Origin of the sequence: Porcincola sp. LCP21S3_C12 (genome assembly GCF_052118625.1) — a bacterium.
GTDB lineage: Bacteria > Bacillota > Clostridia > Lachnospirales > Lachnospiraceae > Porcincola.
The window spans coordinates 1-20554 of sequence record NZ_JBQKGW010000014.1 but is presented as its reverse complement, the minus strand read 5'-3'; the positions used below and the strand labels follow the sequence as shown (position 1 = coordinate 20554).

Annotated in this window: 23 protein-coding genes and 2 pseudogenes; 7 read left to right on the top strand and 18 right to left on the bottom strand. The window is 51.3% G+C overall.

Annotation, left to right across the window (positions count from 1 at the left end; genetic code table 11):
- Positions 1 to 40 precede the first annotated feature (40 nt).
- From ACTQ1N_RS08600 to ACTQ1N_RS08585, 4 genes are all read right to left on the bottom strand, one after another.
- Positions 41 to 1432: an MATE family efflux transporter gene (locus tag ACTQ1N_RS08600; RefSeq protein WP_441956358.1), complete on the bottom strand. Its 1392-nt coding sequence runs from the start codon at positions 1430 to 1432 to the stop codon at positions 41 to 43.
- A gap of 61 nt (positions 1433 to 1493) precedes the next feature.
- Positions 1494 to 2159 (bottom strand): histidine phosphatase family protein, encoded by a 666-nt coding sequence (locus ACTQ1N_RS08595; protein ID WP_441956357.1) that lies wholly within the window; start codon positions 2157 to 2159, stop codon positions 1494 to 1496.
- Between the two features lie 98 nt (positions 2160 to 2257).
- On the bottom strand, positions 2258 to 2539 hold the full coding sequence (locus tag ACTQ1N_RS08590; RefSeq protein ID WP_441956402.1) for an MgtC/SapB family protein: 282 nt from the start codon (positions 2537 to 2539) through the stop codon (positions 2258 to 2260).
- A gap of 116 nt (positions 2540 to 2655) precedes the next feature.
- Positions 2656 to 4017: an MATE family efflux transporter gene (locus tag ACTQ1N_RS08585; protein ID WP_441956356.1), complete on the bottom strand. Its 1362-nt coding sequence runs from the start codon at positions 4015 to 4017 to the stop codon at positions 2656 to 2658.
- 195 nt (positions 4018 to 4212) lie between these two features.
- On the opposite strand from ACTQ1N_RS08585, the gene ACTQ1N_RS08580 reads away from it, so the two are divergent.
- From ACTQ1N_RS08580 to ACTQ1N_RS08565, 4 genes are all read left to right on the top strand, one after another.
- On the top strand, positions 4213 to 5589 hold the full coding sequence (locus tag ACTQ1N_RS08580; protein WP_441956355.1) for an MATE family efflux transporter: 1377 nt from the start codon (positions 4213 to 4215) through the stop codon (positions 5587 to 5589).
- 22 nt (positions 5590 to 5611) lie between these two features.
- On the top strand, positions 5612 to 6202 hold the full coding sequence (locus tag ACTQ1N_RS08575) for a hypothetical protein (RefSeq protein ID WP_441956354.1): 591 nt from the start codon (positions 5612 to 5614) through the stop codon (positions 6200 to 6202).
- Positions 6203 to 6212: 10 nt separating this feature from the next.
- A complete protein-coding gene (locus ACTQ1N_RS08570; protein WP_441956353.1) occupies positions 6213 to 6572 on the top strand; it encodes a hypothetical protein in 360 nt (119 codons plus the stop codon).
- Positions 6573 to 6769: 197 nt separating this feature from the next.
- The gene (locus ACTQ1N_RS08565; RefSeq protein ID WP_441956352.1) at positions 6770 to 7510 is read left to right on the top strand and encodes a gamma-glutamyl-gamma-aminobutyrate hydrolase family protein; all 741 of its coding nucleotides are present in this window, start codon (positions 6770 to 6772) and stop codon (positions 7508 to 7510) included.
- A 118-nt stretch (positions 7511 to 7628) separates the two neighbouring features.
- Here ACTQ1N_RS08565 and ACTQ1N_RS08560 read toward each other — a convergent pair whose 3' ends face one another.
- Positions 7629 to 7907, bottom strand: a complete 279-nt coding sequence (locus ACTQ1N_RS08560; RefSeq protein WP_441956351.1) for a glutathione S-transferase N-terminal domain-containing protein — start codon at positions 7905 to 7907, stop codon at positions 7629 to 7631.
- 297 nt (positions 7908 to 8204) lie between these two features.
- On the opposite strand from ACTQ1N_RS08560, the gene ACTQ1N_RS08555 reads away from it, so the two are divergent.
- Positions 8205 to 9062 carry a DegV family protein gene (locus ACTQ1N_RS08555; protein WP_441956350.1) on the top strand — a complete coding sequence of 286 codons (858 nt, stop codon included), beginning with the start codon at positions 8205 to 8207 and terminating at the stop codon, positions 9060 to 9062.
- Between the two features lie 198 nt (positions 9063 to 9260).
- Here ACTQ1N_RS08555 and ACTQ1N_RS08550 read toward each other — a convergent pair whose 3' ends face one another.
- The 7 genes and pseudogenes from ACTQ1N_RS08550 to ACTQ1N_RS08520 form a co-directional block, all read right to left on the bottom strand.
- Positions 9261 to 9527, bottom strand: a complete 267-nt coding sequence (locus tag ACTQ1N_RS08550) for a cysteine-rich small domain-containing protein (RefSeq protein ID WP_441956349.1) — start codon at positions 9525 to 9527, stop codon at positions 9261 to 9263.
- Positions 9524 to 10924: a cobyrinate a,c-diamide synthase gene (locus ACTQ1N_RS08545; RefSeq protein ID WP_441956348.1), complete on the bottom strand. Its 1401-nt coding sequence runs from the start codon at positions 10922 to 10924 to the stop codon at positions 9524 to 9526. Before ACTQ1N_RS08545 ends, ACTQ1N_RS08550 begins: the two co-directional genes overlap by 4 nt.
- Before the next feature lie 79 nt (positions 10925 to 11003).
- Entirely contained in the window at positions 11004 to 12005 is a 1002-nt protein-coding gene (locus ACTQ1N_RS08540; RefSeq protein ID WP_441956347.1) for an NADP-dependent oxidoreductase, read from the bottom strand.
- Positions 12002 to 12445: an Rrf2 family transcriptional regulator gene (locus ACTQ1N_RS08535; RefSeq protein ID WP_441956346.1), complete on the bottom strand. Its 444-nt coding sequence runs from the start codon at positions 12443 to 12445 to the stop codon at positions 12002 to 12004. Before ACTQ1N_RS08535 ends, ACTQ1N_RS08540 begins: the two co-directional genes overlap by 4 nt.
- A 2-nt stretch (positions 12446 to 12447) precedes the next feature.
- Entirely contained in the window at positions 12448 to 13260 is an 813-nt protein-coding gene (locus tag ACTQ1N_RS08530) for a nitroreductase family protein (RefSeq protein ID WP_441956345.1), read from the bottom strand.
- A gap of 196 nt (positions 13261 to 13456) precedes the next feature.
- Positions 13457 to 13582 (bottom strand): annotated as a pseudogene (locus ACTQ1N_RS08525) (AAA family ATPase); the annotation flags it as partial.
- Between the two features lie 52 nt (positions 13583 to 13634).
- A complete protein-coding gene (locus tag ACTQ1N_RS08520; protein ID WP_441956344.1) occupies positions 13635 to 14189 on the bottom strand; it encodes a TetR/AcrR family transcriptional regulator in 555 nt (184 codons plus the stop codon).
- Between the two features lie 135 nt (positions 14190 to 14324).
- Here ACTQ1N_RS08520 and ACTQ1N_RS08515 point away from each other — a divergent pair, with 135 nt between their 5' ends.
- Both ACTQ1N_RS08515 and ACTQ1N_RS08510 read left to right on the top strand, forming a co-directional pair.
- Positions 14325 to 15116, top strand: coding sequence for a DUF1295 domain-containing protein (locus ACTQ1N_RS08515; protein ID WP_441956343.1), 792 nt, complete (start codon positions 14325 to 14327; stop codon positions 15114 to 15116).
- Positions 15116 to 15625: a hypothetical protein gene (locus ACTQ1N_RS08510; RefSeq protein WP_441956342.1), complete on the top strand. Its 510-nt coding sequence runs from the start codon at positions 15116 to 15118 to the stop codon at positions 15623 to 15625. The genes ACTQ1N_RS08515 and ACTQ1N_RS08510 overlap by 1 nt, the downstream gene beginning before the upstream one ends.
- Positions 15626 to 15679: 54 nt before the next feature.
- Here the strand turns inward: ACTQ1N_RS08510 and ACTQ1N_RS08505 are convergent, their stop codons facing one another.
- The 6 genes and pseudogenes from ACTQ1N_RS08505 to ACTQ1N_RS08480 form a co-directional block, all read right to left on the bottom strand.
- Positions 15680 to 16639, bottom strand: a complete 960-nt coding sequence (locus tag ACTQ1N_RS08505; RefSeq protein ID WP_441956341.1) for an alpha-hydroxy-acid oxidizing protein — start codon at positions 16637 to 16639, stop codon at positions 15680 to 15682.
- Positions 16640 to 17114: 475 nt separating this feature from the next.
- Positions 17115 to 17372: a hypothetical protein gene (locus tag ACTQ1N_RS08500; RefSeq protein ID WP_279198642.1), complete on the bottom strand. Its 258-nt coding sequence runs from the start codon at positions 17370 to 17372 to the stop codon at positions 17115 to 17117.
- The gene (locus ACTQ1N_RS08495; RefSeq protein ID WP_441956340.1) at positions 17369 to 17854 is read right to left on the bottom strand and encodes a DUF3990 domain-containing protein; all 486 of its coding nucleotides are present in this window, start codon (positions 17852 to 17854) and stop codon (positions 17369 to 17371) included. The genes ACTQ1N_RS08500 and ACTQ1N_RS08495 overlap by 4 nt, the downstream gene beginning before the upstream one ends.
- The gene (locus ACTQ1N_RS08490; protein WP_277067313.1) at positions 17851 to 18066 is read right to left on the bottom strand and encodes a DUF3791 domain-containing protein; all 216 of its coding nucleotides are present in this window, start codon (positions 18064 to 18066) and stop codon (positions 17851 to 17853) included. The genes ACTQ1N_RS08495 and ACTQ1N_RS08490 overlap by 4 nt, the downstream gene beginning before the upstream one ends.
- A 686-nt stretch (positions 18067 to 18752) precedes the next feature.
- Entirely contained in the window at positions 18753 to 20006 is a 1254-nt protein-coding gene (locus ACTQ1N_RS08485; protein ID WP_441956339.1) for an ATP-binding protein, read from the bottom strand.
- Positions 20007 to 20063: 57 nt separating this feature from the next.
- Positions 20064 to 20243: pseudogene (locus tag ACTQ1N_RS08480) on the bottom strand (tyrosine-type recombinase/integrase); the annotation flags it as partial.
- Positions 20244 to 20554: the final 311 nt, after the last annotated feature.

The window sequence follows — 20554 nt, the reverse complement described above, 5'->3', positions numbered from 1 at the left end:
ACACATATGAGATCTGTCCATCGGGCGCTTCGACCGTCGTTCAGAGCGAGTCTCCGGCGCCCGCCAGCTTTCCATTTCTCCCCCACGTCAGGCAGAAATACAGCACCAGCAGGATGCCGGTCGGCACCCAGCTCACCGGATAGCTCCACATCAGGGTGGAGAACTGCGGCCAGACCCGCGTCGCGATCAGAACCCACAGAACCCGCAGCACGCAGATCCCCGACACACAGATGACCATCGGTGCAAATGAATCCCCCAGACCTCTCAGCACATCCGAAAAGATTTCAATCGCAATAAAGGTCACGTAGCATGGGACGAAGAAGTGCATCATCATCCTTCCAAGCCCGATGACGGTCCGGTCCGTCGTGAACAGCCCGATCAGGATATCTGCCATGAACCAGAGTATCAGAGAGAGCGAGATCGTAATGATCGTATCGATGATCAGCGATTCACGAATGCACCTGCGGACGCGTTTCATCTTTCCGGCTCCATAATTCTGCCCGATGAAGGTCGTCACAGCCACACCGAACGAATTGCTGGTCATCCAGAAAACCTGGTCCGCCTTGCCGCAGGCCGCCCAGGCTGCCACATAATTCGTTCCGAACCCGTTGACAGCCGCCTGCAGAATGACATTCGTGATCGAGTATGACAGTGACTGTACCATCGCAGGAATCCCGATCTGCAGAATCCGGGACATCTGGCGTCTGTTGATCCGGATCTCCCGAAGCCGGACGCCATAGCTCTCCCGGCTCTTCATCAGGCACTGCATCACCAGGACCGCCGAGAGCAGCTGGCAGAGAACCGTCGCCAGAGCAGCCCCGAACACGCCCATTTTCAAACCCGCTACAAACAGAAGATCGAGTCCGATGTTTGCAAGGCAGGACACAATCAGGTAGTACAGCGGCCGCTTCGAATCGCCGATCGCCCGGAGAATCCCGGCGCCCATGTTGTAGATCAGGTTCGGCACCATCCCGGCAAAATAGATCTGCAGGTAGATTCTGGAGTCTGCAAATGAATCTTCCGGCGTATTCATGCCCTTCAGCATGGGGTCCGCCAGCAGGATCCCTGCCACCATAAATACTGCGCCGAATAACACAGACATCGCAATCGAGGTATGAACCGACGCTGATACCTTCTCATCATCCCTAGCCCCGAAGTACTGAGCAATGACGACGGACGCACCTGAAGCCAGCCCCAGAAAAGCGCCGACAATCACATTGACGATCTGCGATGCCGCGCCTCCGATCGCTGACAGGGCGACCGTCCCGACAAACCGTCCGACAATCACCGCGTCGGTCGTATTATACAGCATCTGAAAGAATGTGCCGAACAGCAGCGGGAAGAAAAAGATCAGAAGCTGCTGCCAGATCACGCCCTGCGTGATGCCATTGTATTGTTGCGTCTCATCCTGTCTGCGCACTTGTCCCCTCATACTCAACCGGCACCCCTTTGTGCCGCTCCTTCAATTGTCAGACATCCCGCGCGCTCCTGTTTCACAGCGCCGCATATGTCAGATCCATGTCCAGCAATCTCCATGCCCCGTCCTGAAGCTCCGCGATGCTCACGGAACAATTCTGCGGAATCTGCCCTCTCCAGAAGTCCTTCAGCGGAACCGGCTCGATATTCATCAGCAGGCCCCTGCTGGCACAGCCGTGTGTCGATACCAGCAGATTGAATGGCTTTCCCTCGTATTTTTTATACTGCCCTGCAATGTCCCTCAGAAAAGCGCCTGTCCGCTCAATCACCTGAGCGTACGTCTCCGCGCCCTCCGGTACTCTGGCCAGCTCGGGCGACTGGAAAAACACAAACGCCTCCGGATCCGCCTTCGGGAACCTGGGATCATCGATCATACAATCCCCCTCCCATGGCCCGAGGTTCACCTCCGCAATCCGTCCGTCCAGTGCGATCGGAATCACCTGTGCGTGGCCAGAGGCAGCTTCGGCAGACTCTCCGCCCAGCACCAGCTCTGCGGTCCGCCTTGCCCGGCCAAGCGGGCTTGATACACAGGCGTCAAAAAAGAGACCGGCTCTCCGCATCCCCTCTCCTGTCATACGTGCAAGGGTTTCCCCCTTCTCATCAAGCTGAATATCCGAACGCCCCTGAAGACGCCTGAGCTTGTTCCATTCCGTCTCGCCATGTCTCAGTATGTATATCTTCATTCCACTGACTCCCTGCCCATTGCTCTGTCCCCCCTGATGCCTCACTGATTGTAGACGACGTGTACAGAAGAGTCAATCGGCTCCCTTCTATCCAGGCCTTACAGGATCTTATAGAAGCTGATTCCACTGCAGGTCTGCAGAATGGTCATGATTTTCTCTCTGTCTCTGTAAGACGACAGCTTCACCGTCACGGTTGCGACCGGCCCGTCACCCTTGATCATGCTCCTGACCTGATTGCTCCGGGTGGTGATGATGGTCCCCGCACCGATGAAGCCAATGCCACTGATCACAGCAGCCCCATTTCTATAAAGATCTCCCGGAGAAGGTGAGAACTTATGCATCATATACTCACTCAGAATCATCGCCATCGCAGCCCCCAGGCAGACCAGGACGCAATGAAATCTGACATCCGCTCAAGCTCCCCGATCATCAGGGCCTCCTCTCTGCATCTGCCTTTCAGACGCGGATTGCTCTCCCACCTCAAGTGTCTTATCTGTCAGTCCTCTGCGGCATTGTCTTTCAGAATCTTCGGAAAACGGACAAGAAAGATCAGCATGCAGATCACAGCCGCCGTCGCGTCTGCCACCGCCTCCGCCGTGAAGACACCCATAACCCCCATGAAGTGAGGCAGGATCAGCGCCAGCGGAACCAGCAGAAAAATCTTCCGCAGAAATGCGATGAACAGCGAGATCTTCGCCTCATTCAGCGCCACAAATGTATTCTGACAGGCTCTCTGCATGCCGAATATGCTCATCCCGGCTACAAAGACCGGCATTGTCCGTCTGACCGTCTCAATCAGCTTCACGTCCGCTGTGAAGATTCTTGCATAAAATGCAGGAAAAACCATCATGGTCAGCACCAGAATAAGCCCGTAGAAAAGATTCACGCTCCACGACACGCGGAAGGCCTTCCGGACTCTGTCATTGTTTCGTCTGCCGAAATTGTAGCTGATCACCGGCGTACAGCCCTGGGAGAACCCGCTCAGCGGAACACTGACAATCTGCATGCAGCTCTGCATGACAGAAAGCGCGCTCACATAGATATCGCCGAATTCCGAGAGCGTTCCGTTCAGGACAAACCCGATGATGCTTTCCGTACTCCCCATGACAAACGGTGAAACACCCAGCGCCAGCATCTGCCTCATCACCGTCCCGTCCGGCTTCATCGCTTCTCTCTTCAGCCTCAGCGAAGCTTTCCCTGAAAAGAGAAAGCCAAGCACCATGAAACCACTCACCACCTGGGATATCACCGATGCCAGCGCCGCGCCGGCCACCCCCATCCGGAAGGTAAAGATGAACAGGGGATCCAGTCCGATGTTCAGCGCCGCGCCAATCAGCGTCGACACCATCGCAAAGCCCGGCCGTCCCTGCGCATTGATGAACATCGTCAGCCCGGCCGTCACCATCACGAAGAATGTACCGGTCAGATAGACCGCAAAATAACTGACCGCATATCCCAGGGTCCTGTCAGACGCTCCCGTCAGGATCAGCAGCGGCTTCATGAAGACCGCCATGACAATCGCCAGCACCACCGTGAAAAATAAATCCAGCGTAAAACCGTTGCCCAGAATTCTCTCAGCCAGCCGTCTGTCCCCGCGTCCCAGCGCCATCGATGCGAGCGGAGCTCCGCCGCCTCCTGCAAATGAAGCAAATGCGGAGATCAGAATGATCAGAGTGCTGCAGATTCCCACGCCGGCCAGCGCGTCTGCACCATGCCCGGCAATATGACCGATATAGATTCGGTCAACAATATTATATAGAAGGTTCACGAACTGGGCCACAACAGCCGGAAGTGCCATCTGAAAGATCAGCTTCGTCACCGGCTCCGTTCCCATCCGCTCTTCATAACCGGTCCCCATTTCCACTGCTGTCCCCGTCCTTTCAATCTAAGATCATCATGATTAAGCCATGTCCTGATTTGATTGTAATCTCCCGCTTTTCGGCTTGTCAATCTGATGAAAGCTCCCGGGGTATGATTGAATCAGCGCCTCTTAGATGGTATGATCCAAGCCGTGGCCAGGCAATTTACAGCAAAACAGCAGGAGGAATGGACCTTGAAGGCTTCCGGGTCAGAGATGAAAAACAACAGGGAAATGGATATGCTGAGCGGCAGTATCTTCCGCAAGCTCTGCGCGATCGCAATCCCGATCTGCCTGTCCAGCATCCTGCAGCAGCTGTTTAATGCCTCGGACACAGCAGTTGTCGGAAATTTTTCATCCAGCCAGGCAATGGCAGCCGTCGGTACCAACGCGCCGGTGATCAACGTGGTTGTAACCTTTTTCAGCGGTCTGTCCATCGGTTCCAATGTCATGCTGTCCAGCTTCATCGGCTCCGGCAACCGTGACAAAGTCAACGAAGCCCTTCACACCAGCTTCATGGTCGCCCTGATCAGCGGACTTCTCATGCTTATGCTCGGTCAGGTGATTGCACAGCCTGTTCTGACGCTCCTCGGCACGCCTGAGGATGTCATGGGCATGGCTGTCACGTACCTGCGGATCTATTTTCTCGGGATGCCCTTTCTGATGATCTATGACTTCGGAAGCTCCATCCTGCGCGCGATCGGGGACACCCGGAGACCACTGTTGTATCTGACCTGTTCTGGCATCCTGAACGTTTTTCTGAATCTCTTCTTCGTGATTGTACTGCACAGAAATGCAGATGGAGTTGCCATCGCCACAACCATCAGCAATGCGGTGAGCGCTTTCCTTATCCTGCGTGCACTCATCCGTGAAAAGGGGATGCTGCATCTCGAACTGAGGCATCTTCAGCTTAAAACGCCCTATCTGAAGAAAATCCTATGGATTGGCGGCCCGGCGGGACTTCAGGGAATGATCTTCTCCGTCTCCAACGTGGTGATACAGTCCGCCATCAACCATTTTGGCTCCGCCTGCATCGCCGGGAACTCTGCAGCTCTGAATTTTGAATATATCAGCTATTTTGTTGTCAACGGCTTCGCACAGGCCGTCATGACCTTTATCAGCCAGAATTATGCCGCCGGGAATTATGTGCGCTGCCGAAAAACAACGCGCACCGCCATGATCTGCTCCGTCGGTTTCTGCGCCATGGTCTCCGTTTCCTTTTTCCTGCTGAAGGCCCCGCTTCTTCATCTCTTCTCACAGCAGCCGGACGTGCTCCGCTATGCCTACGTTCGGATGACCTTCATCACGCTCCTGGAACCAATGACCGCTTCCTACGAAATCACCGGCGCCAGCCTGCGTGGAATCGGACACTCCATGGCCCCCGCCCTGATCACCCTATTCGGATGCTGCGGCCTGCGGGTCGCTTTTATTGCAGTCATGCTGAAGCACTTTACATCCTTCTATCAGGTGGTGCTCATCTATCCGGTCACATGGATCGTGACCGGGAGTGCGATTATTGCGATGTACTTCATCGTTACTAGGAAGGAGTATATAAAACCAGGCATTCATTGATAACATTATTAAGGAGCCTGCCATGGAAACACAAATACGGGAAGTCTTCGGCATAACTCTTCACGTTGAACCTTATCCTGTTCCAACAGTTTTACCCGTATACATGGTAAGCGGTCGCCTTTTCTCCAAGGCATCCCTCCTGGGAAATCATTTTTTGCTCATTTCTATATCCGAAATGGATCGTTTTGGTGTCGTTGCTTTAAAAAAGCAGCTTGCCAAATACATGGATGCCACAAATTTAAATGCCGCTTATGTCTTTCCATCACTGACAAAGATTCAGCGCAATGCACTTGTATCGAACGGAATTCCATTTCTCTGCTTGCCAGATCAGATCTTTCTTCCTTTTCTCGCTGTCGCGATGAACAATCAATTTCGGCAGCAGGTAAAAATCTGTACAAATCGCCTTACGCCTTCCGCCCAATGCGTGTTTCTGTTCCTGCTTTACAGCACATGTCAGAAACCATTATTGAAAAAAGATGCCGCCGCCGCATTGAAATTGACCAGGACGTCTATCACACGAGCCTCGGAGCTGTTAAATAAAATCGCTCCATCTGATCACGGAAGAAGCAAAGGGTACGGAGCTGCGAATGCAGCCTGTCTCCAGCGGACATGAATATTACGAAATGGCAAGGCCGTATCTGATCAGTCCTGTTGCCAGAACAGTCACTGTGAAGGCTCCAACCCTCACTTCCAAAATCTATGCAGGGGAAACTGCACTTTCTATGCGGACAATGCTGAACAGCCCTGTTATTCCCGAAATTGCGATCGATAAAAGGCAATACAAACTCCTGATACTGAATGAAGTGGATGAAAAATGGGAACCCGAAGAAGATCTTCTACATGTCGAATTATGGAAATACGATCCGACGCTCTTCTCGAAAGATGGAATCGCAGCCCCCGTCTCAGTAGCCGCATCGCTTCCAGATTGCCCAGATGAACGTGTACAAGGTGAATTGAAAAAATACATGGAGGGATGCTTGTGAACCGGAAGCCTCCATGTTTTCCTTCCTCTTTCCTTCAAAAACGGCTATAATCAAATTATTGCAAGGGCGCAGACAGGGCATGTGTCTGCTCCCTTATTTATATATCAGACACTGCCCCGTCCAAAGTGTACGTTCAATCAAATGATTTTAACCTGAATTACCGGGTATTCCCGGCGATGGAAAGGGAGGAGCGTCTGATGAAGAGACCTGTGATCGGCGTGATGCCGCTTTATGATGATGAAAAAGACAGCTTCTGGATGGTTCCTGGCTATTTTGAGGGCCTTGAGGAAGCGGGGGCCATCCCGCTCATGCTCTCGCCCAATTTGGACGAAGAAGGCTTTTCCCATATCCGCGGGATGATCGATGGCTATCTCTTTACCGGCGGCCATGATGTCAATCCGGCTCTTTATGGAGAAAAACCGGTACCGGAAGACGAAGCGTTCTGTGACAGACGGGACCGCCTGGAGATGATGATTTTCAAATGGTGCGACCAGCAGGATATCCCTGTGCTTGGCATCTGCCGGGGGATCCAGCTTTTCAATGTTGCCCGGGGCGGGACGCTCTGGCAGGATATACCCTCCCAGTTTCAGAAGCAGGCCTGCGGCAGCTCTGTCCCTCTCATCCGCCACACCATGGCCCCGCCGTATGATGAAAATCACGTCGAACATCTTGTCCGGATTGCATCCGACTCCCCTCTGCACCATCTGCTGAGGCTCGATGAGATCTCCGTCAACAGCTATCATCATCAGGCAGTCAGGCAGATCGGCAGCGGTCTTGTTCCGATGGCCTGGTCAGATGACGGCCTTGTGGAAGCACTCTATGCCCCGGTCAGACATTTCCTCTGGGCTGTACAGTGGCACCCTGAGTTCATGTACCGTGAAGATAAAAATGCCCGGCTGCTCTTCTCCGCTCTCGCGGAAGCAGCCGGACACACGTAAATAACACCCGCGCCCAAAGTTTTAGCGGAACCGGACCGGCCGCTCTTTTCACGGATCTGGATCTAGGATGGGCCGGCCACTCTTTCGCGGAACCGGACCGACCGCTCCGCATCTGGGATCACGCCTGGGCGGCCTTCAGCACCTTCTCCACCTCATCCCGGATTTCCTCGTAGGTCTGTCCCGGGTGTGACTCGTAAACTTTCTGTTCATCCACATACATCGTCGGCGTGTAGTAGTAATCATACTGATCGGCAATATCAGGCTGCTGATCCTCCAAGATCCAGTCAACCGGGACCTCGCGGTATGCGGTATTGTTTTCGCACAGCTCATTGTAGGCGAGGCGTGCCTTTTTGCAGTACGGACACCCGGATAAAATAAACGCTTTGACCTGTTTCATAGACAACTCCTTTCTTCTGCCTCTTGATCTGATCCTCCTGCGGCAGCCAGTTTACGGCACTTCTATATATCGAAGAATACCACAGGCGGAGCCGGATACTCAAGGATATGATCACAGTCCCTGGCTCCCTGCCTCCCTGTCTCTCTGTCCCTCCCTGGCTCTCCGTCCTTTACACCTGATCAATGTTGTGCTGTTCCTATCCCCCCGTTTTGTGTATAATGAAGCAAAAAAGATGATCCGCTGGCAAACCGCAGAAAGCAGTTGTCCATCGGATGCATGGACAAAGGATACTGAGAGATGAATAAACAGAAAACCGCTGTGGTTGTAGATTCCGGCTGCGACGTGTCCCCGGAATTCCGCAAAAAATATGACATCCGGCTTCTTCCCTTCAAGGTTCGCTATCCTGAAAAGGAATACCTGGATGCTGTCGATATCGACCCGATGATGGTTTACAGAAGATTCCCTGGAGAGATTCCGACAACCTCCACGCCGTCCCCCGGAGATGTCGTGGAGCTGATGAGAGAGCTGAAAGAAGAAGGCTTCGAGAATGTCTTCGTCTTCTGTATATCCGATAAGCTGTCCGGCACCTACAATACGGTTCGTATGGTGGCCGAATCCTACCAGCTCGGTCTGAATGTCCGGCCTGTGGATACGCTCAACATCTCTGTCGCATGTGCGCTGGTCGCCATTTGGGCTGCGGACCAGCTTTCGCAGGGCAGCAGCTTTGAGGAAGTAGACAGCCGGCTTGACGAAATCATCCGACGCTCCACCGTCATGTTCTACATGGATTCGCTTGAATATCTCAAGCATGGTGGCCGGATCGGCAGAGTCGAGTACATGGCCGCTCAGCTTCTTCGCATCCGTCCGATCATTGCCTGCAATGAGGAAGGCACGTACATCACCGTCGCCAAGCTCAGGGGCGGACGCCAGGCAAAAAACCGCCTGATGGAAGAAGTGCGGAAGTATGCATCCGGAAAGAAGTGCTGGTTCATCGTCGCGGAAGGGGACGGACATGAGGCTGCCATGGAGGCTGTCAGAACGCTGAAAGAAGAATACCCGGGCAGTGAAGTCCTTTATGAGCTCCAGATTGCCGCGTCGCTTGCGGTCAACACAGGGAGCGGTCTGCTCGGAATCGGCATCCTTCCGCTTGAATAGAAGCACCCGCCCGTCACAGGCAGGCTCTGATCATCGGCGATCTGGTGATCTATTATCTCCTGCACAGCCTGGGCTTCCTGAATCAGGGGCTCCTCGGAAGTGATCGTATCGCTCTCCCTGCCATCTGGGGCGCAAGGGACCGTCTCTTGCTGTTGACTGTCCCTTGATGCGGACAGCGCCCTTACTGTCTCAGGCTGCTCATAAAGAAGGAGCGGTGCTCTCAATCGCGTCTCTGAGGCGCCTGCAGATCTGCCCATAGTGCTCTGCCTCATGGGGATAGGTGCATCGGGAACAGTCTTTGATCTTTCTCCCATCCCTGATAATTTCAGATGGAGTTCCGGGACAGGAGTCAAGAAAGTACAGCGGGCAGTAACAGAACAGACAGTTGAGCTCTTCCAGTCCCTCGTGGCAGGGGTAATACTTACAGCTCCGGTTTGCAAAAAAACAGCTCGAATTCTCTCTCATGTCTCTTTCCTCTTCCCATAGATCCTGCAGAGATCTGAAAAGTGCGCCGCAAACGAGGGGCAGGATGTCCAGTAGAGATGCGGGAAACCAAGGAACTGATTCCCGGTCTCGTGGACACAATCAAAACGGCGATGAGATACTGGTTTTTCTGCCGTGCAGTCCCTTCCGCAGTCTGTTGCATCATAGTAATGAAATTCATGTCCCCGGATGCCCTCACCCGCTCGAAGGAACCGCGGCGTCTTCTCCCGAAGCTCCAGATATCCGAACCTGACGAGATGTCCCATGTACTTTGCCTGACCCGGGAGATATCCTGCCATGGGAAAGCAGTTCCCCTCCATGTCCTCCATGAATTCCAGAAGATACAGAAAGCCGCCGCACTCTGCGATACAGGGAAGTCCTCCCTCGAGCTTTTCCCGGACATCCTCTCTCATCCTTCTGTTCTCCGAGAGTTCTCCGGCATGCAGTTCGGGATAACCTCCCGGCAGATACAGGCCCTGTACATCTTCCGGGAGCATCCAGTCATGCAGCGGCGAGAACGGGACAATCTCCGCCCCCATCGCGCGCAGAAGGTTCAGGTTATCCTGATAGGTGAAACAGAACGCCTCATCCCTGGCCGCTGCCACACGGAACGGGGCGCCGCCTGTCTCTGGAAACGGTGAATCTGTCCCTTCGATCACACCTGCCTGCTGTGCGATCGCAAGGATCTTCCCCAGATCCGCATTTGCCTCCAAAAGGGCTGCTGCGCGGAAAAGAGAATCCTTAAAACCGCTCTCCCCGGGAAGCACAAGACCAAGGTGCCGGCTCTCCAGGCGCAGATTCTCCTCCTCCGGGAAGCAACCGACAACCGGAAGGTGGAGATTCGTCTCCACAAGCTGTGCCAGGATCTTCGCGAATGAACCGGGAACCCGGTTCAGGAGAACTCCCCGGATGAGATGCGCATGATCCATGGCAAGGAAGCCCGACAGAAGCGCAAGAAGGGATCTTCCCATCCCCCTTGCATCGATAACAAGGAGAATCGGACAGCCCAGCGTTCTGGCCAGATCATACGAGGAGCCGGTTTCCTCCACACCTCCCGCGCCGTCAAAGAGTCCCATGACGCCTTCCACGACGGCAAGATCTGTCCGCTGCTCCCCGCAGTGCCAGGCGAAGAGGGAGGCCGCCATCTCACTTCCGGCAAGATATGTATCCAGGTTTACGGATGGTCTGCCTGTAATCTGCTCCTGGTACATGGGATCAATGAAGTCCGGTCCCGCCTTGAAGGCCTGCACGGAAAGTCCCCGATTTTTCAAGGCGGAAAGAAGAGCCGCCGTCACAGTCGTCTTTCCGCTCCCGCTCTTAGGAGCCGCAAGCAGGATGCGCGGTGTATGGCATTTCATCATAAAGAAATTATTTTTCATTTCCGATCCTGTTTACAGATAACCCTTACCTTCTCCAGAAATAACCCGGCTGCTCTGGAGAACTGCTTTGCCTTCGCTCTTAAACCTTCAAGATTGTTTTCCCCTTGGATCCGCCGCGCTTTACCTTGTCAAGGGCTTCATTTACCTGATCCAGACTGAATACGCCATCAATAGAAGTTTCCAGCGGATGATCCTCGTCAAACAGGCTGGCTATTTTCTCCAGCTGGCGTCCATCCTCATGTACAAAGATGAAATCATAGGTCTGGTTCTTTGCCGCCGCCATTTTGTCATATTTTCTCCCGGCGAACTGAAAAAGGACTCTCTTAAAGAACGGCATCCTGGTTCTTATTGCAAATCTGCCATTCGGCAGTCCTCTTAATGATACCAGACTGCCGCCTTTTTTCAGCACTTTAAATTCGTCAGGGAGCGCACGGTCGCCAAGCGTATCAAGAACATGGTCAACATCAGATAATACCTCAGCGAAGTTTTCTTTTTTGTAGTCGATGAATTTCTCGGCACCGAGTTTCTTTACACGTTCTTCATTTTCCCCACTTCCATTGGTATAAACGTGCAGTCCGAGACTTTTGGCTACCGGAATCGCCATCGCGCCCAGACTTCCTGTTCCTCCGGAAATGAATACGGATTCTCCCTGTTTTACCTGCATGATCTCGAAAGCCTGCATTGCCGTAAGGGCAGTCAGCGGGACCGTCGCCGCCTCCTCAAAGGACAGATAGTCCGGAATACGGGCCAGAGCAGATTCTTTTACTGCAGCATATTCCGCAAATGCGCCGATTTTATGAAGCGGCATCCGGCCATAGACCCGGTCCCCGGCTTTGAAGCGTGCAGCTCTCCTTCCGGCCTTTTCAACCACTCCGGAGAATTCATTTCCCATAACAAACGGCACCTTATAGGGAACGATCAATTTCACTTCCCCTCGGATGATCATATTATCCAGCGGATTAACGGCTGCTGCCATAATACGCACAAGAACTTCATCATCCTCCGGAACAGGTACAGGAAGATCCTGAATTTCCAGATCTGTTCCCTTTTTGTCATAATGTGTCAAAACTGCTGCCTTCATTGAATGTTCTCCTTTTTATTGTTTCTTATATATTCCTGCATGCTGTCTATACAGTCTGCGAGCGTCATGCCCTGTAATCTTTTTTCCACACTTTCTTCCATATCCCGAAACATCCCCCCGAGAACCGGCCGGATATTGCTTCCGACAATGCAGGCATCATTCGGATTCTGATGGAGATCAAACAGGTGGAGGGTGTCTGTCTCCATGACAGCCTTGTAGATATCAAGGAGCGAAATATCATCCGGCTTTCTGACAAGCCGGAAACCGCTGACGCCCCGGCGTCCCTCGATGATTCCGGCCTTACTTAATCTTGTAGTAAGTTTCCGGATGTAGCTTGCATTTGTACCGACGCTTTCCGCAATCTGATCGGAATTCATGGGCGTCTCAGACTCAGAGATCAGGATCAACGTGTGTATGGAAGACGAGAATTTTGTATCCATCATCATGCCTCCAGTACATATGTCGCGATATACTCCGTGTCTTCCGGGGTCTGAATGCCCGGATCTTCCTGAATGAATTGTCCCTTTATCCTACGTTCATCTGCCGCGATTTCAAAATGACACAGTGCGATGCCCAGATCCACCTTCTGAATATCTCCGGTAGCTTCTCTGGCATATCCCTTCGTCTTTTTTTCATAAAAATGAACCCGGTCCTTATCCACAACGGCCCTCCAGGGCTGCTTGTTCGTAGCAGAAGGAGCGAGGCGCACCATTTCGAGTGGCAGCTGCCATATACCTGCATCGCTCTCCTTCAATGGATTTTGAAAATTGCCGTGGAAAAATAATTCTTCAAACGGAACGCGGCTGTCCGATTTCATTCCCTTCCGCATCATACTCTCACGGATGGATCGTTTTTCAGCTGCATATCCTAACGGGGTGACGGCCGGCATCACCTCATCCTCCTTTAAATGAACAGCCTTTTCGAATGCTTTGCGGTCAATCGTTCCTGCCAGCCATACTGTTCCAAGTCCGAGTGAAGTCGCATAAAGGATAAACTTCTCAAAAGCATATCCAAACGAAAGTTCTGCATTCTTCTGTTTCTTATATTTCCCGGCAACATAAGTATCCGCGCCAAGAATCACAGGACTGCTGACCCCCGCTTCCCGCGCATTCAGAATGGAAAAGGTAAGCGGCACTTCAAACAGTCCGGTGTCATGCTCAAGATAATCCCTCACCTGGTTCATTGTCTGTTCCGGAACTGGCTGTTCTTTATATGTCCGTACGCTCTTTCTGTTTCTAATCATCTCAGTATTCATGTCGTTCCCCTCTTCTGTTGATGTATTTGTATCTGTTGCAGATACATTATCACGTGCCGTCCTGCCTGTCAATGTTTATTATCGCAAGAATAGAGTGTCTCTTTTCTTATGCAAAGCAGCAAGAGAATCCAGCGTGATATTATCTGATGTAACGGCATCACTGAATGCTTTGGGTGTTTTCCACCCGTTTACCATGATCCCCTTTCTCACCCTCATACACAGCCATGAACTCCGCAAATGTCAGCGGATACATATGCACTTCATCACCACGCCCGCGAAACTCTGTAATGATATCTTTAGAAAGAAATTTTGCGTTGCTGCCTTATAATCCATAGATATTGCCTTCAATCGGTTAACTATTCACGCTTGCCGCTTTACATCGAAGCCGCGATGCGCGTCATTTCTTCCGGCGTCTCCGCCATCCCGTGGGAGAACCAGAGAAGCAGGCAGGAATAGATACCCCCGATCCGGTAAGCTGTCCGGTATTCTTCCAGAAGCCCGGCGCCGGAGGTTTTCTCCCTGCCGTCCGCGCCAGTTTTCTCCCGCCCCGGCGCTTCGCGCTGCCCGTTCAAATCGAAATAGTCCTTCAGTGCATCCATAAACAGGCCGGAAAGGCCGGCGCGGTGAAGCAGCAGAATCAGTTCCCTTTTGTCGTACAGCGCCTGAAAAACCGGCATGATAAAAGATGAAAAGTCCTTCTGCAGCATCTCCCTGTTCCCTGCCGCCCCCTTGAAGATCTGCGACAGGAAGGCGCGCAGGACATCTTCCTTCGAACGGAAGTGCCTGTAAAAGGTAGCGCGGTGCACACCCGCCCGTTCTGCGATTTCACCAACAGATACCGCTCCGAACTCTTTCTCTTTCATGAGCTGCAGGAGAGCCCCGGTCAGACACTCGCGGATCCGGTCCTCGTCCAGATCTTTTCTTCTCATAAAAAACGGCACCTCCTGTTTACTGTTGCAAAAATAATTTTTCACCGGAATTATCTTGAAAATAGCGACAAATGTCGCTATGATTGATTATGCTCCCAACAGGCAGAATCTGTCAAAAAGAAACGAGGATAACATATGAAAACATTTCTGATTCTTCTGGTGCTGGCGCTGATCGCCAGTTCCTGCGGCTTCCGCAAATATGTCTGGTTCATTTCCATCGGATACGGTGCGGCGGTGGCGCTTATCGGTGCCGGGCAGCTCACCCTTTTCCGTCACGCGCTCACCGTGGGCACCGCCCTGCAATGCGTACTCTTCATCCTCTACGGCTGCCGGCTTTCCGGCTATCTGGTCTACCGGGACCGCAAGACAGCTTACACCAGACGCATGAAAGGGGAAGTCAAACAAAACGATGGGGTTTCTTTCGGCGCCAAGCTGGCGATCTGGATCTCCGCTTCTATTCTCTATGCACTCCAGACGTCCCCTGTGACATTCCGACTCATGAACGGAAGCGGCACGGACGCGCTTTGCGTCATCGGGCTTCTCATCTCCGCTGCCGGCCTGACGCTGGAAGCAGCCGCTGATCTCCAGAAAAACTGGGCCAAGAAGAAGAATCCGGGGCGCTTCGTGGACACCGGACTGTTCCGTCTTGTGCGCTGCCCGAACTACTTCGGTGAGATGATCTTCTGGACCGGTGTCTTCGTCTCCGGAATCACCATCTGCCGCGGCGCGGCGGAATGGATCTGCGCCCTCCTCGGCTACGCCGGCATCATCTACGTCATGTTCGGCGGCGCCCGCCGGCTGGAAATCCGCCAGGACAAGAACTACGGCGCCGACCCGGAATATCAGAAATACAAATCCACGACTCCGATCATGATCCCGTTCATCCCTCTCTACTCCGTAAAGAATCACAAATGGCTGGTGGCATAATGGACAAAGAAAAGCAAAGCAGAACGGTCCCCGGGCCGGTACCGGAAGGTTTCACCCTTTTCATGGCGCTTGTCGACTGCCTGCCCGTCCTGTTCTTCAGCGTCAGCTCCGCCATCCTGGCGGCACGATTCAACAGCCGGCTGTTTCAAGCAGGCGTCCTGCTGGTGATCCTCGCCGGCGCGCTCAAGGCCGGATGGAAATTCGTCATCGCTCTGCAGCACAGGGATCTACGCTTTCTGAACAAACAGATGCGCTATCTGATGCCCGCCGGATTTCTGCTTATCATCCTGGCGCTGTTCGTTGACCGCAGCCGCTGGTCCACTGCGGCCGTAATCCGCCACATGACAAATATGCCGGCGCTCTTTTTATTTTTAACCGGAGCCGCCGGCATGGGTCTCATGGTGTGGTTTGCCCAAAAGAAAGACCGGCGCGACGCAAAAGCAAACTGGAAAGAACAGATCACCAACTCCGTCGCCCAGTTCTGCATCATGCTGGGAATCCTGCTTTGAGCGGCTTTTACAATACCTGAATGCGGCCGGTCTTCTCCCGGCCGTGCTCTCATATTATTTTAATGGGCGTCCATGATACCAGAGCACCGTCGCATCAAACAAATCCAGTGTCGCCACTCCTGTATATCCCATCAATTCTTTCAGCTGGTCATTCATCTGCTGTATTTTTCTCTCGACAGCCGGTGTCCCCTCTTTCAGAAGTCCCGGCAGTATTGCACGCCCGGTGGACACCGCATCGGCTCCCAGCGCCAGGAGTTTGTAGGCATCTCTTCCATCATCGACCGAACAGTCGGCAAATACCTTCATTTTTCCTGAGACTTTCCGGATATCCGGAAGGATCATCGCCGGCGGTACTGCAAAAGGCATTCTCCCGTGATGATGGCTGACCACGATGGCGTCAGCGCCTGCTTTCTCACAGAGGGCAGCATCTCTTGTGCTGAGGACTCCCTTTGCCACAAACGGAACGCCTGATTTGTGCGCAAAATCCGCAAATTCTTTGATCTCCTGCGCAGTCAGGGTACCGAGTTTTTCGCCGTCGACCACATCCACATTCCCGTCTTTCCCGATGCTGTGGTCGATATCGATGCCGACCGCAAGAGCCTGGCGTTTTACAGCGAAGGTCATCTGCTCTTTGATCTTTTCATGATCGGCGAACGGCTTGATGATGCGGATCGTCTTTGAGCCGACTTCGGCAATTTTTGCGTAATCCGCATCGGATTCCATGCCGACCCAGTTGACGATTCCCAGATTTTTTGCAGCCTGCGCGTATTCTTCCATCGGGCGATGATCAAGTCCCGCCTTGTTCAGATGCGAAAACGCCGGCATCATGATCGGCGAGGTGAACTCGCTTCCCCACAGCTTCATCGTGAGATCCGCCACACGGGTCCCGATGATACGCTCTTCAATAAGGATTTCATCCAAAAACCGTCTTGTATGCAGGCTCGCGTTCGCCGCGTTCTTTTCCAGCGCCGGGATCAGTCCCTCGGGTCCTGGCCAGTTCGCCTCTTTTTCCATTGATTCAATCTCCTCACAGTTTTAAAAAAAATTTTATCTTAGTTTTTAATTCGGAATAACTTTTGCCTGGCACACTGGTAGATCGGTGCGTTCAACTCCCAGATTTTTTTCACAGTAGCTTCGCCATCTCTTTTGCCGGTGTGTGGTTCTTAAGCTCTTTGGCCGGAAACCGGTCAGGATATTCCCCTTTGGTAATGGTGGATGATACTGATAATATATTTTATTGCCAACACTTAAATTGTAAATGCTATCCAGGTCTGTGAATGTCAACCACTTTTTTAGATGGTATGGTAAGCAGTTTTTTATGTTTCGTCCGCACCCCCGCAGCTGTAAAATCAGCTTACCGCGCACACCCGGGATCAGCGCCTTTTTCACAGCACGGGTTGCTCTACCCTTCGTCCTGGCACTGAATGATTTCTTTATAGCAGCCACGGATCTTCACAAATCGATCTCCAGTTTCGGCGATCTTGATATGTCAGTGCATCCTCAATTTTGTGACAGCACAAACATCCTTAAAAAGCTCAGGTTCCGTATCCATCAGCATCTGTGCCAGCACTTTATAATCCAGATATTGCACGCCATATGCCCCGGCATAAATTTGCTTTGCTATATTGCTGTGATAATAGATATCCATAGCTTTTTCCAATGAAATGCAATTTTTTTCTGCAAGATACGAGATCAGGCGCTCTTCTAAACCTTCCTGATAAATTTTTTCGAGCGTATCCCCATTCATAATGAAACCTCCAAGGCTTTTGTAAACACCAGAGTCTGATCAATTGCCTTTTGTGTAATAAAAGCGATCTGATCATATCCTGGATAAACACGAATTTCCTTTAGAGCACGGTCCTTATCCCAGACACCTGAATGATACAAATCCACAACACGGAACACTTTATCGTTTGCCACATTCCCTATGATAATGTCATACTGCTGATATCCCAGATCTCCATCACTGCACTTACAAACAAAGTCAATCCATGAATCGAGATCATCTCCGAAGTTTCTGACACCCAGGCCATCCATGGCAGACAGCAGTTCATATTCATTCAAAACCGGCTTTGAATTCTTAGCAAAAAGAGCTTTGCGTATGGCCCAGCGTTCTGCCTGTTCCCTGACTGTCGTCACATAGAATCCTCGTCCAAAATCAAGGTCGCGGAATGAATGACCGACATCCGGATGATCAACGATCATATTAGAACCATGATAAACAATCATACGGTTACCTCTCTGTCCTTCAAATACTCGGCAATATCATGCACAACGTAATCTGTACTCTGCGTATGAAGCAAATCATAATAAGGAACGAGGTACTCATCCAGACATCCGCTTTTCTTCATTGCTTCATATACCTTTGATGGCGTTGTGTTCCAGCGATCCGCACAGGCGTGGATTATATATACAACGTAAGAGAAACTATCTTTATCCATCTTTCACGTCTCCTTCCATATGACGTCCCAGAAACCATTCTTACTAACTCCATGGCGGATCAGGATCCCTTTCTTTTTCAGCTTCGCAATCATGAGTTCTACCTGCCGCTGTGTAATACCTATCGTTCCGGCAAGAGTTTCAGCTGTCAATCTACCATTCTATTTCAACAGGAGTAGAAGATTATCTTCATTTGTACCGACATTTCTTCCGACATCATTGCTTTCGGATTGCTGTCTTTCGCTCTGCGTCTCAGCACCAGGCTTGGATGCAGTGGCTCAAACGCCGTAATAGAGCCCACATACGTACCAATTTCAATTGTCAGAGTGGTAATCTCCTCCGTTACCTGAAACGGTGAAACAGTGAAACATATTCTTCACTCATTGCCTATTTTCCCCCGCATAAAGCAGACGCAGCCTTTTCATCTGTATCGGAAGCCGCTTCAGACATCTCTTCCGAAGCATTGTCAACATTGTCAACTTTATCAGCCTTGTCCTCTGCTGCAGGCGCGGCGTTCTGCGAAAGACACATTTCTGTTCCGTATTGTGCCTTGCGACGATTTGCTCTCCTTCATTTCTGATTATAAGAGGCCGGGCGGGAAATGCCGAATACTTTCGTGTCAGAATTCCTGACATGAAGGTTTCTACAGACCAATCCAGGATTATTACTCTCGCTTGGTGTCGCCTGATTATAAATCCATGCTGTCAGGATTTAACAGGAAGTCAAAAACACTCATCACTAACACACCCTCTTCATTGTAAAGCGGTGCTATGGCATCTTTTGTGATGATGATTTTCTTGAACCCGTCGCCAGTGTTGATCAGTGGTCTTTCTTCCTGCTGCATTTTCTTTTCATCCTGCATGGCAAATGCCGACTGGATATAGTAACGTTTGGAACCTTTATTGCAAACAAAATCAATCTCTAGTTGTTTTCTTATTTTTTTACCTGTCTGATCTGTTTCATTCATCACAACGACGCCTACATCGACGTTATACCCTCTGACTTTCAGTTCATTGAAAATGATATTTTCCATCGCGTGCGTTTCTTCGACCTGTCGGAAATTTAATCTGGCATTTCGAAGACCCAGATCCGTGAAATAATACTTGGATGGTGTATCGATATATTTCTTTCCTTTTATATCGTACCGAATTGCACTGTCAATTAGGAAAGCGTCTTCAAGATAATCGATATAGCGTTTGATCGTCACCTTACTGATAGTCGTATGTTTTACGCTCTTAAAAGTTGCAGACAGCTTAGTCGGATTCGTCAGAGAGCTAATGGAAGAGGACAGAATATTCAAAAGTTCTTCCAGCTCCGCCTTGTTTCTGACCTTATTTCTTCCGATAATATCGGAGATATACGTTTCCTCGAACAAGGATTTCAGGAAATCGCCCTTCTGATCCGGCGTGGTAAATGTGAGTACCAGCGGGATTCCTCCATAAAGCACATAATCGCGCCAACCATCCGCTTTCTCACCCTCATACACAGACATGAACTCCGCAAATGTCAGCGGATACATATGCACTTCATCACCACGCCCGCGAAACTCTGTAATAATATCTTTGGAAAGAAATTTTGCGTTGCTGCCTGTCACATAGACATCAACGTTTTTCCTTCGCACCAGACTGTTCAGAATGGACTCAAAATCTCCGAGTAGCTGCACCTCGTCCAACAGTACATAGTATTGATCCTGGTCGTTAATCCGTTCGGCCAGATAAGGAAAGAATATTTCCGGATCCCGATACTTTTTATTCTCATAGGCATCAAAAGCCATCTCTATAATATGATCGTCCGGAACCTGGCTCTTCCTGAGATACTCTCTGAACAACTCAAAAAGCAGATACGATTTTCCGCATCTGCGAACGCCGGTAATGACCTTGATCAACCCATTATGACGCTTGGAAATCAGCTTATTCAAATAAGTATCCCTACGAATTTCCATTTTCATCATCCCCGTCTAATAATGATACAAAAATGCGGATTCCGCATTTTTGTCCATTTACATTGTGGCCCGCATCACGCTGATCGTCAACGCTTCACGTGACATTTTTGCAGATTCCGCATTTTTGTCCATCGTGGTCTCGATGTTCTTGTGCCCCATGATGGACTGGATTACCTTGAGATTGCTCTCCACCTCGCAGAGCCGGGTCGCAAAGGTATGCCGGAGATGATGGCAGGAATTTTCTCCCCTTCTGCATAACTGGTTTCATTTTCATCATCATTAACACACTCTCTTTCATTCTCACTGTCTCATTCCGGAAAGGGAAACGAACCGATGATGAGAACGCCTTCCGCCGGATATTTCCCGGCGGCTGTTCTGCTCCCTGCTGATCACAGGGTCTGCAAAGAGAACCCTGGCATCGTGGTTTCTCTCTGTATCCTCAACTGTAAAACGAGATGCAACCCCTCTCGTTCTGGCCTGAGGCCATAATGGTTACTAATCAAATACCTGCCGGGAGGTTGCATCCCGGCTTGCAAAGAGATCAGTCA

Coding starts and splice junctions, on each gene's coding strand:
- ACTQ1N_RS08585 (WP_441956356.1), bottom strand. CDS start 4,017: ATGGGGACCGGTTATGAAGAGCGGATGGGAACGGAGCCGGTGACGAAG.
- ACTQ1N_RS08595 (WP_441956357.1), bottom strand. CDS start 2,159: ATGAAGATATACATACTGAGACATGGCGAGACGGAATGGAACAAGCTC.
- ACTQ1N_RS08490 (WP_277067313.1), bottom strand. CDS start 18,066: ATGGATAAAGATAGTTTCTCTTACGTTGTATATATAATCCACGCCTGT.
- ACTQ1N_RS08555 (WP_441956350.1), top strand. CDS start 8,205: ATGAATAAACAGAAAACCGCTGTGGTTGTAGATTCCGGCTGCGACGTG.
- ACTQ1N_RS08500 (WP_279198642.1), bottom strand. CDS start 17,372: ATGAATGGGGATACGCTCGAAAAAATTTATCAGGAAGGTTTAGAAGAG.
- ACTQ1N_RS08520 (WP_441956344.1), bottom strand. CDS start 14,189: ATGAGAAGAAAAGATCTGGACGAGGACCGGATCCGCGAGTGTCTGACC.
- ACTQ1N_RS08540 (WP_441956347.1), bottom strand. CDS start 12,005: ATGAAGGCAGCAGTTTTGACACATTATGACAAAAAGGGAACAGATCTG.
- ACTQ1N_RS08600 (WP_441956358.1), bottom strand. CDS start 1,432: ATGAGGGGACAAGTGCGCAGACAGGATGAGACGCAACAATACAATGGC.
- ACTQ1N_RS08510 (WP_441956342.1), top strand. CDS start 15,116: ATGGACAAAGAAAAGCAAAGCAGAACGGTCCCCGGGCCGGTACCGGAA.
- ACTQ1N_RS08505 (WP_441956341.1), bottom strand. CDS start 16,639: ATGGAAAAAGAGGCGAACTGGCCAGGACCCGAGGGACTGATCCCGGCG.
- ACTQ1N_RS08565 (WP_441956352.1), top strand. CDS start 6,770: ATGAAGAGACCTGTGATCGGCGTGATGCCGCTTTATGATGATGAAAAA.
- ACTQ1N_RS08560 (WP_441956351.1), bottom strand. CDS start 7,907: ATGAAACAGGTCAAAGCGTTTATTTTATCCGGGTGTCCGTACTGCAAA.
- ACTQ1N_RS08535 (WP_441956346.1), bottom strand. CDS start 12,445: ATGGATACAAAATTCTCGTCTTCCATACACACGTTGATCCTGATCTCT.
- ACTQ1N_RS08515 (WP_441956343.1), top strand. CDS start 14,325: ATGAAAACATTTCTGATTCTTCTGGTGCTGGCGCTGATCGCCAGTTCC.
- ACTQ1N_RS08530 (WP_441956345.1), bottom strand. CDS start 13,260: ATGAATACTGAGATGATTAGAAACAGAAAGAGCGTACGGACATATAAA.
- ACTQ1N_RS08575 (WP_441956354.1), top strand. CDS start 5,612: ATGGAAACACAAATACGGGAAGTCTTCGGCATAACTCTTCACGTTGAA.
- ACTQ1N_RS08485 (WP_441956339.1), bottom strand. CDS start 20,006: ATGGAAATTCGTAGGGATACTTATTTGAATAAGCTGATTTCCAAGCGT.
- ACTQ1N_RS08550 (WP_441956349.1), bottom strand. CDS start 9,527: ATGAGAGAGAATTCGAGCTGTTTTTTTGCAAACCGGAGCTGTAAGTAT.
- ACTQ1N_RS08570 (WP_441956353.1), top strand. CDS start 6,213: ATGGCAAGGCCGTATCTGATCAGTCCTGTTGCCAGAACAGTCACTGTG.
- ACTQ1N_RS08495 (WP_441956340.1), bottom strand. CDS start 17,854: ATGATTGTTTATCATGGTTCTAATATGATCGTTGATCATCCGGATGTC.
- ACTQ1N_RS08545 (WP_441956348.1), bottom strand. CDS start 10,924: ATGAAAAATAATTTCTTTATGATGAAATGCCATACACCGCGCATCCTG.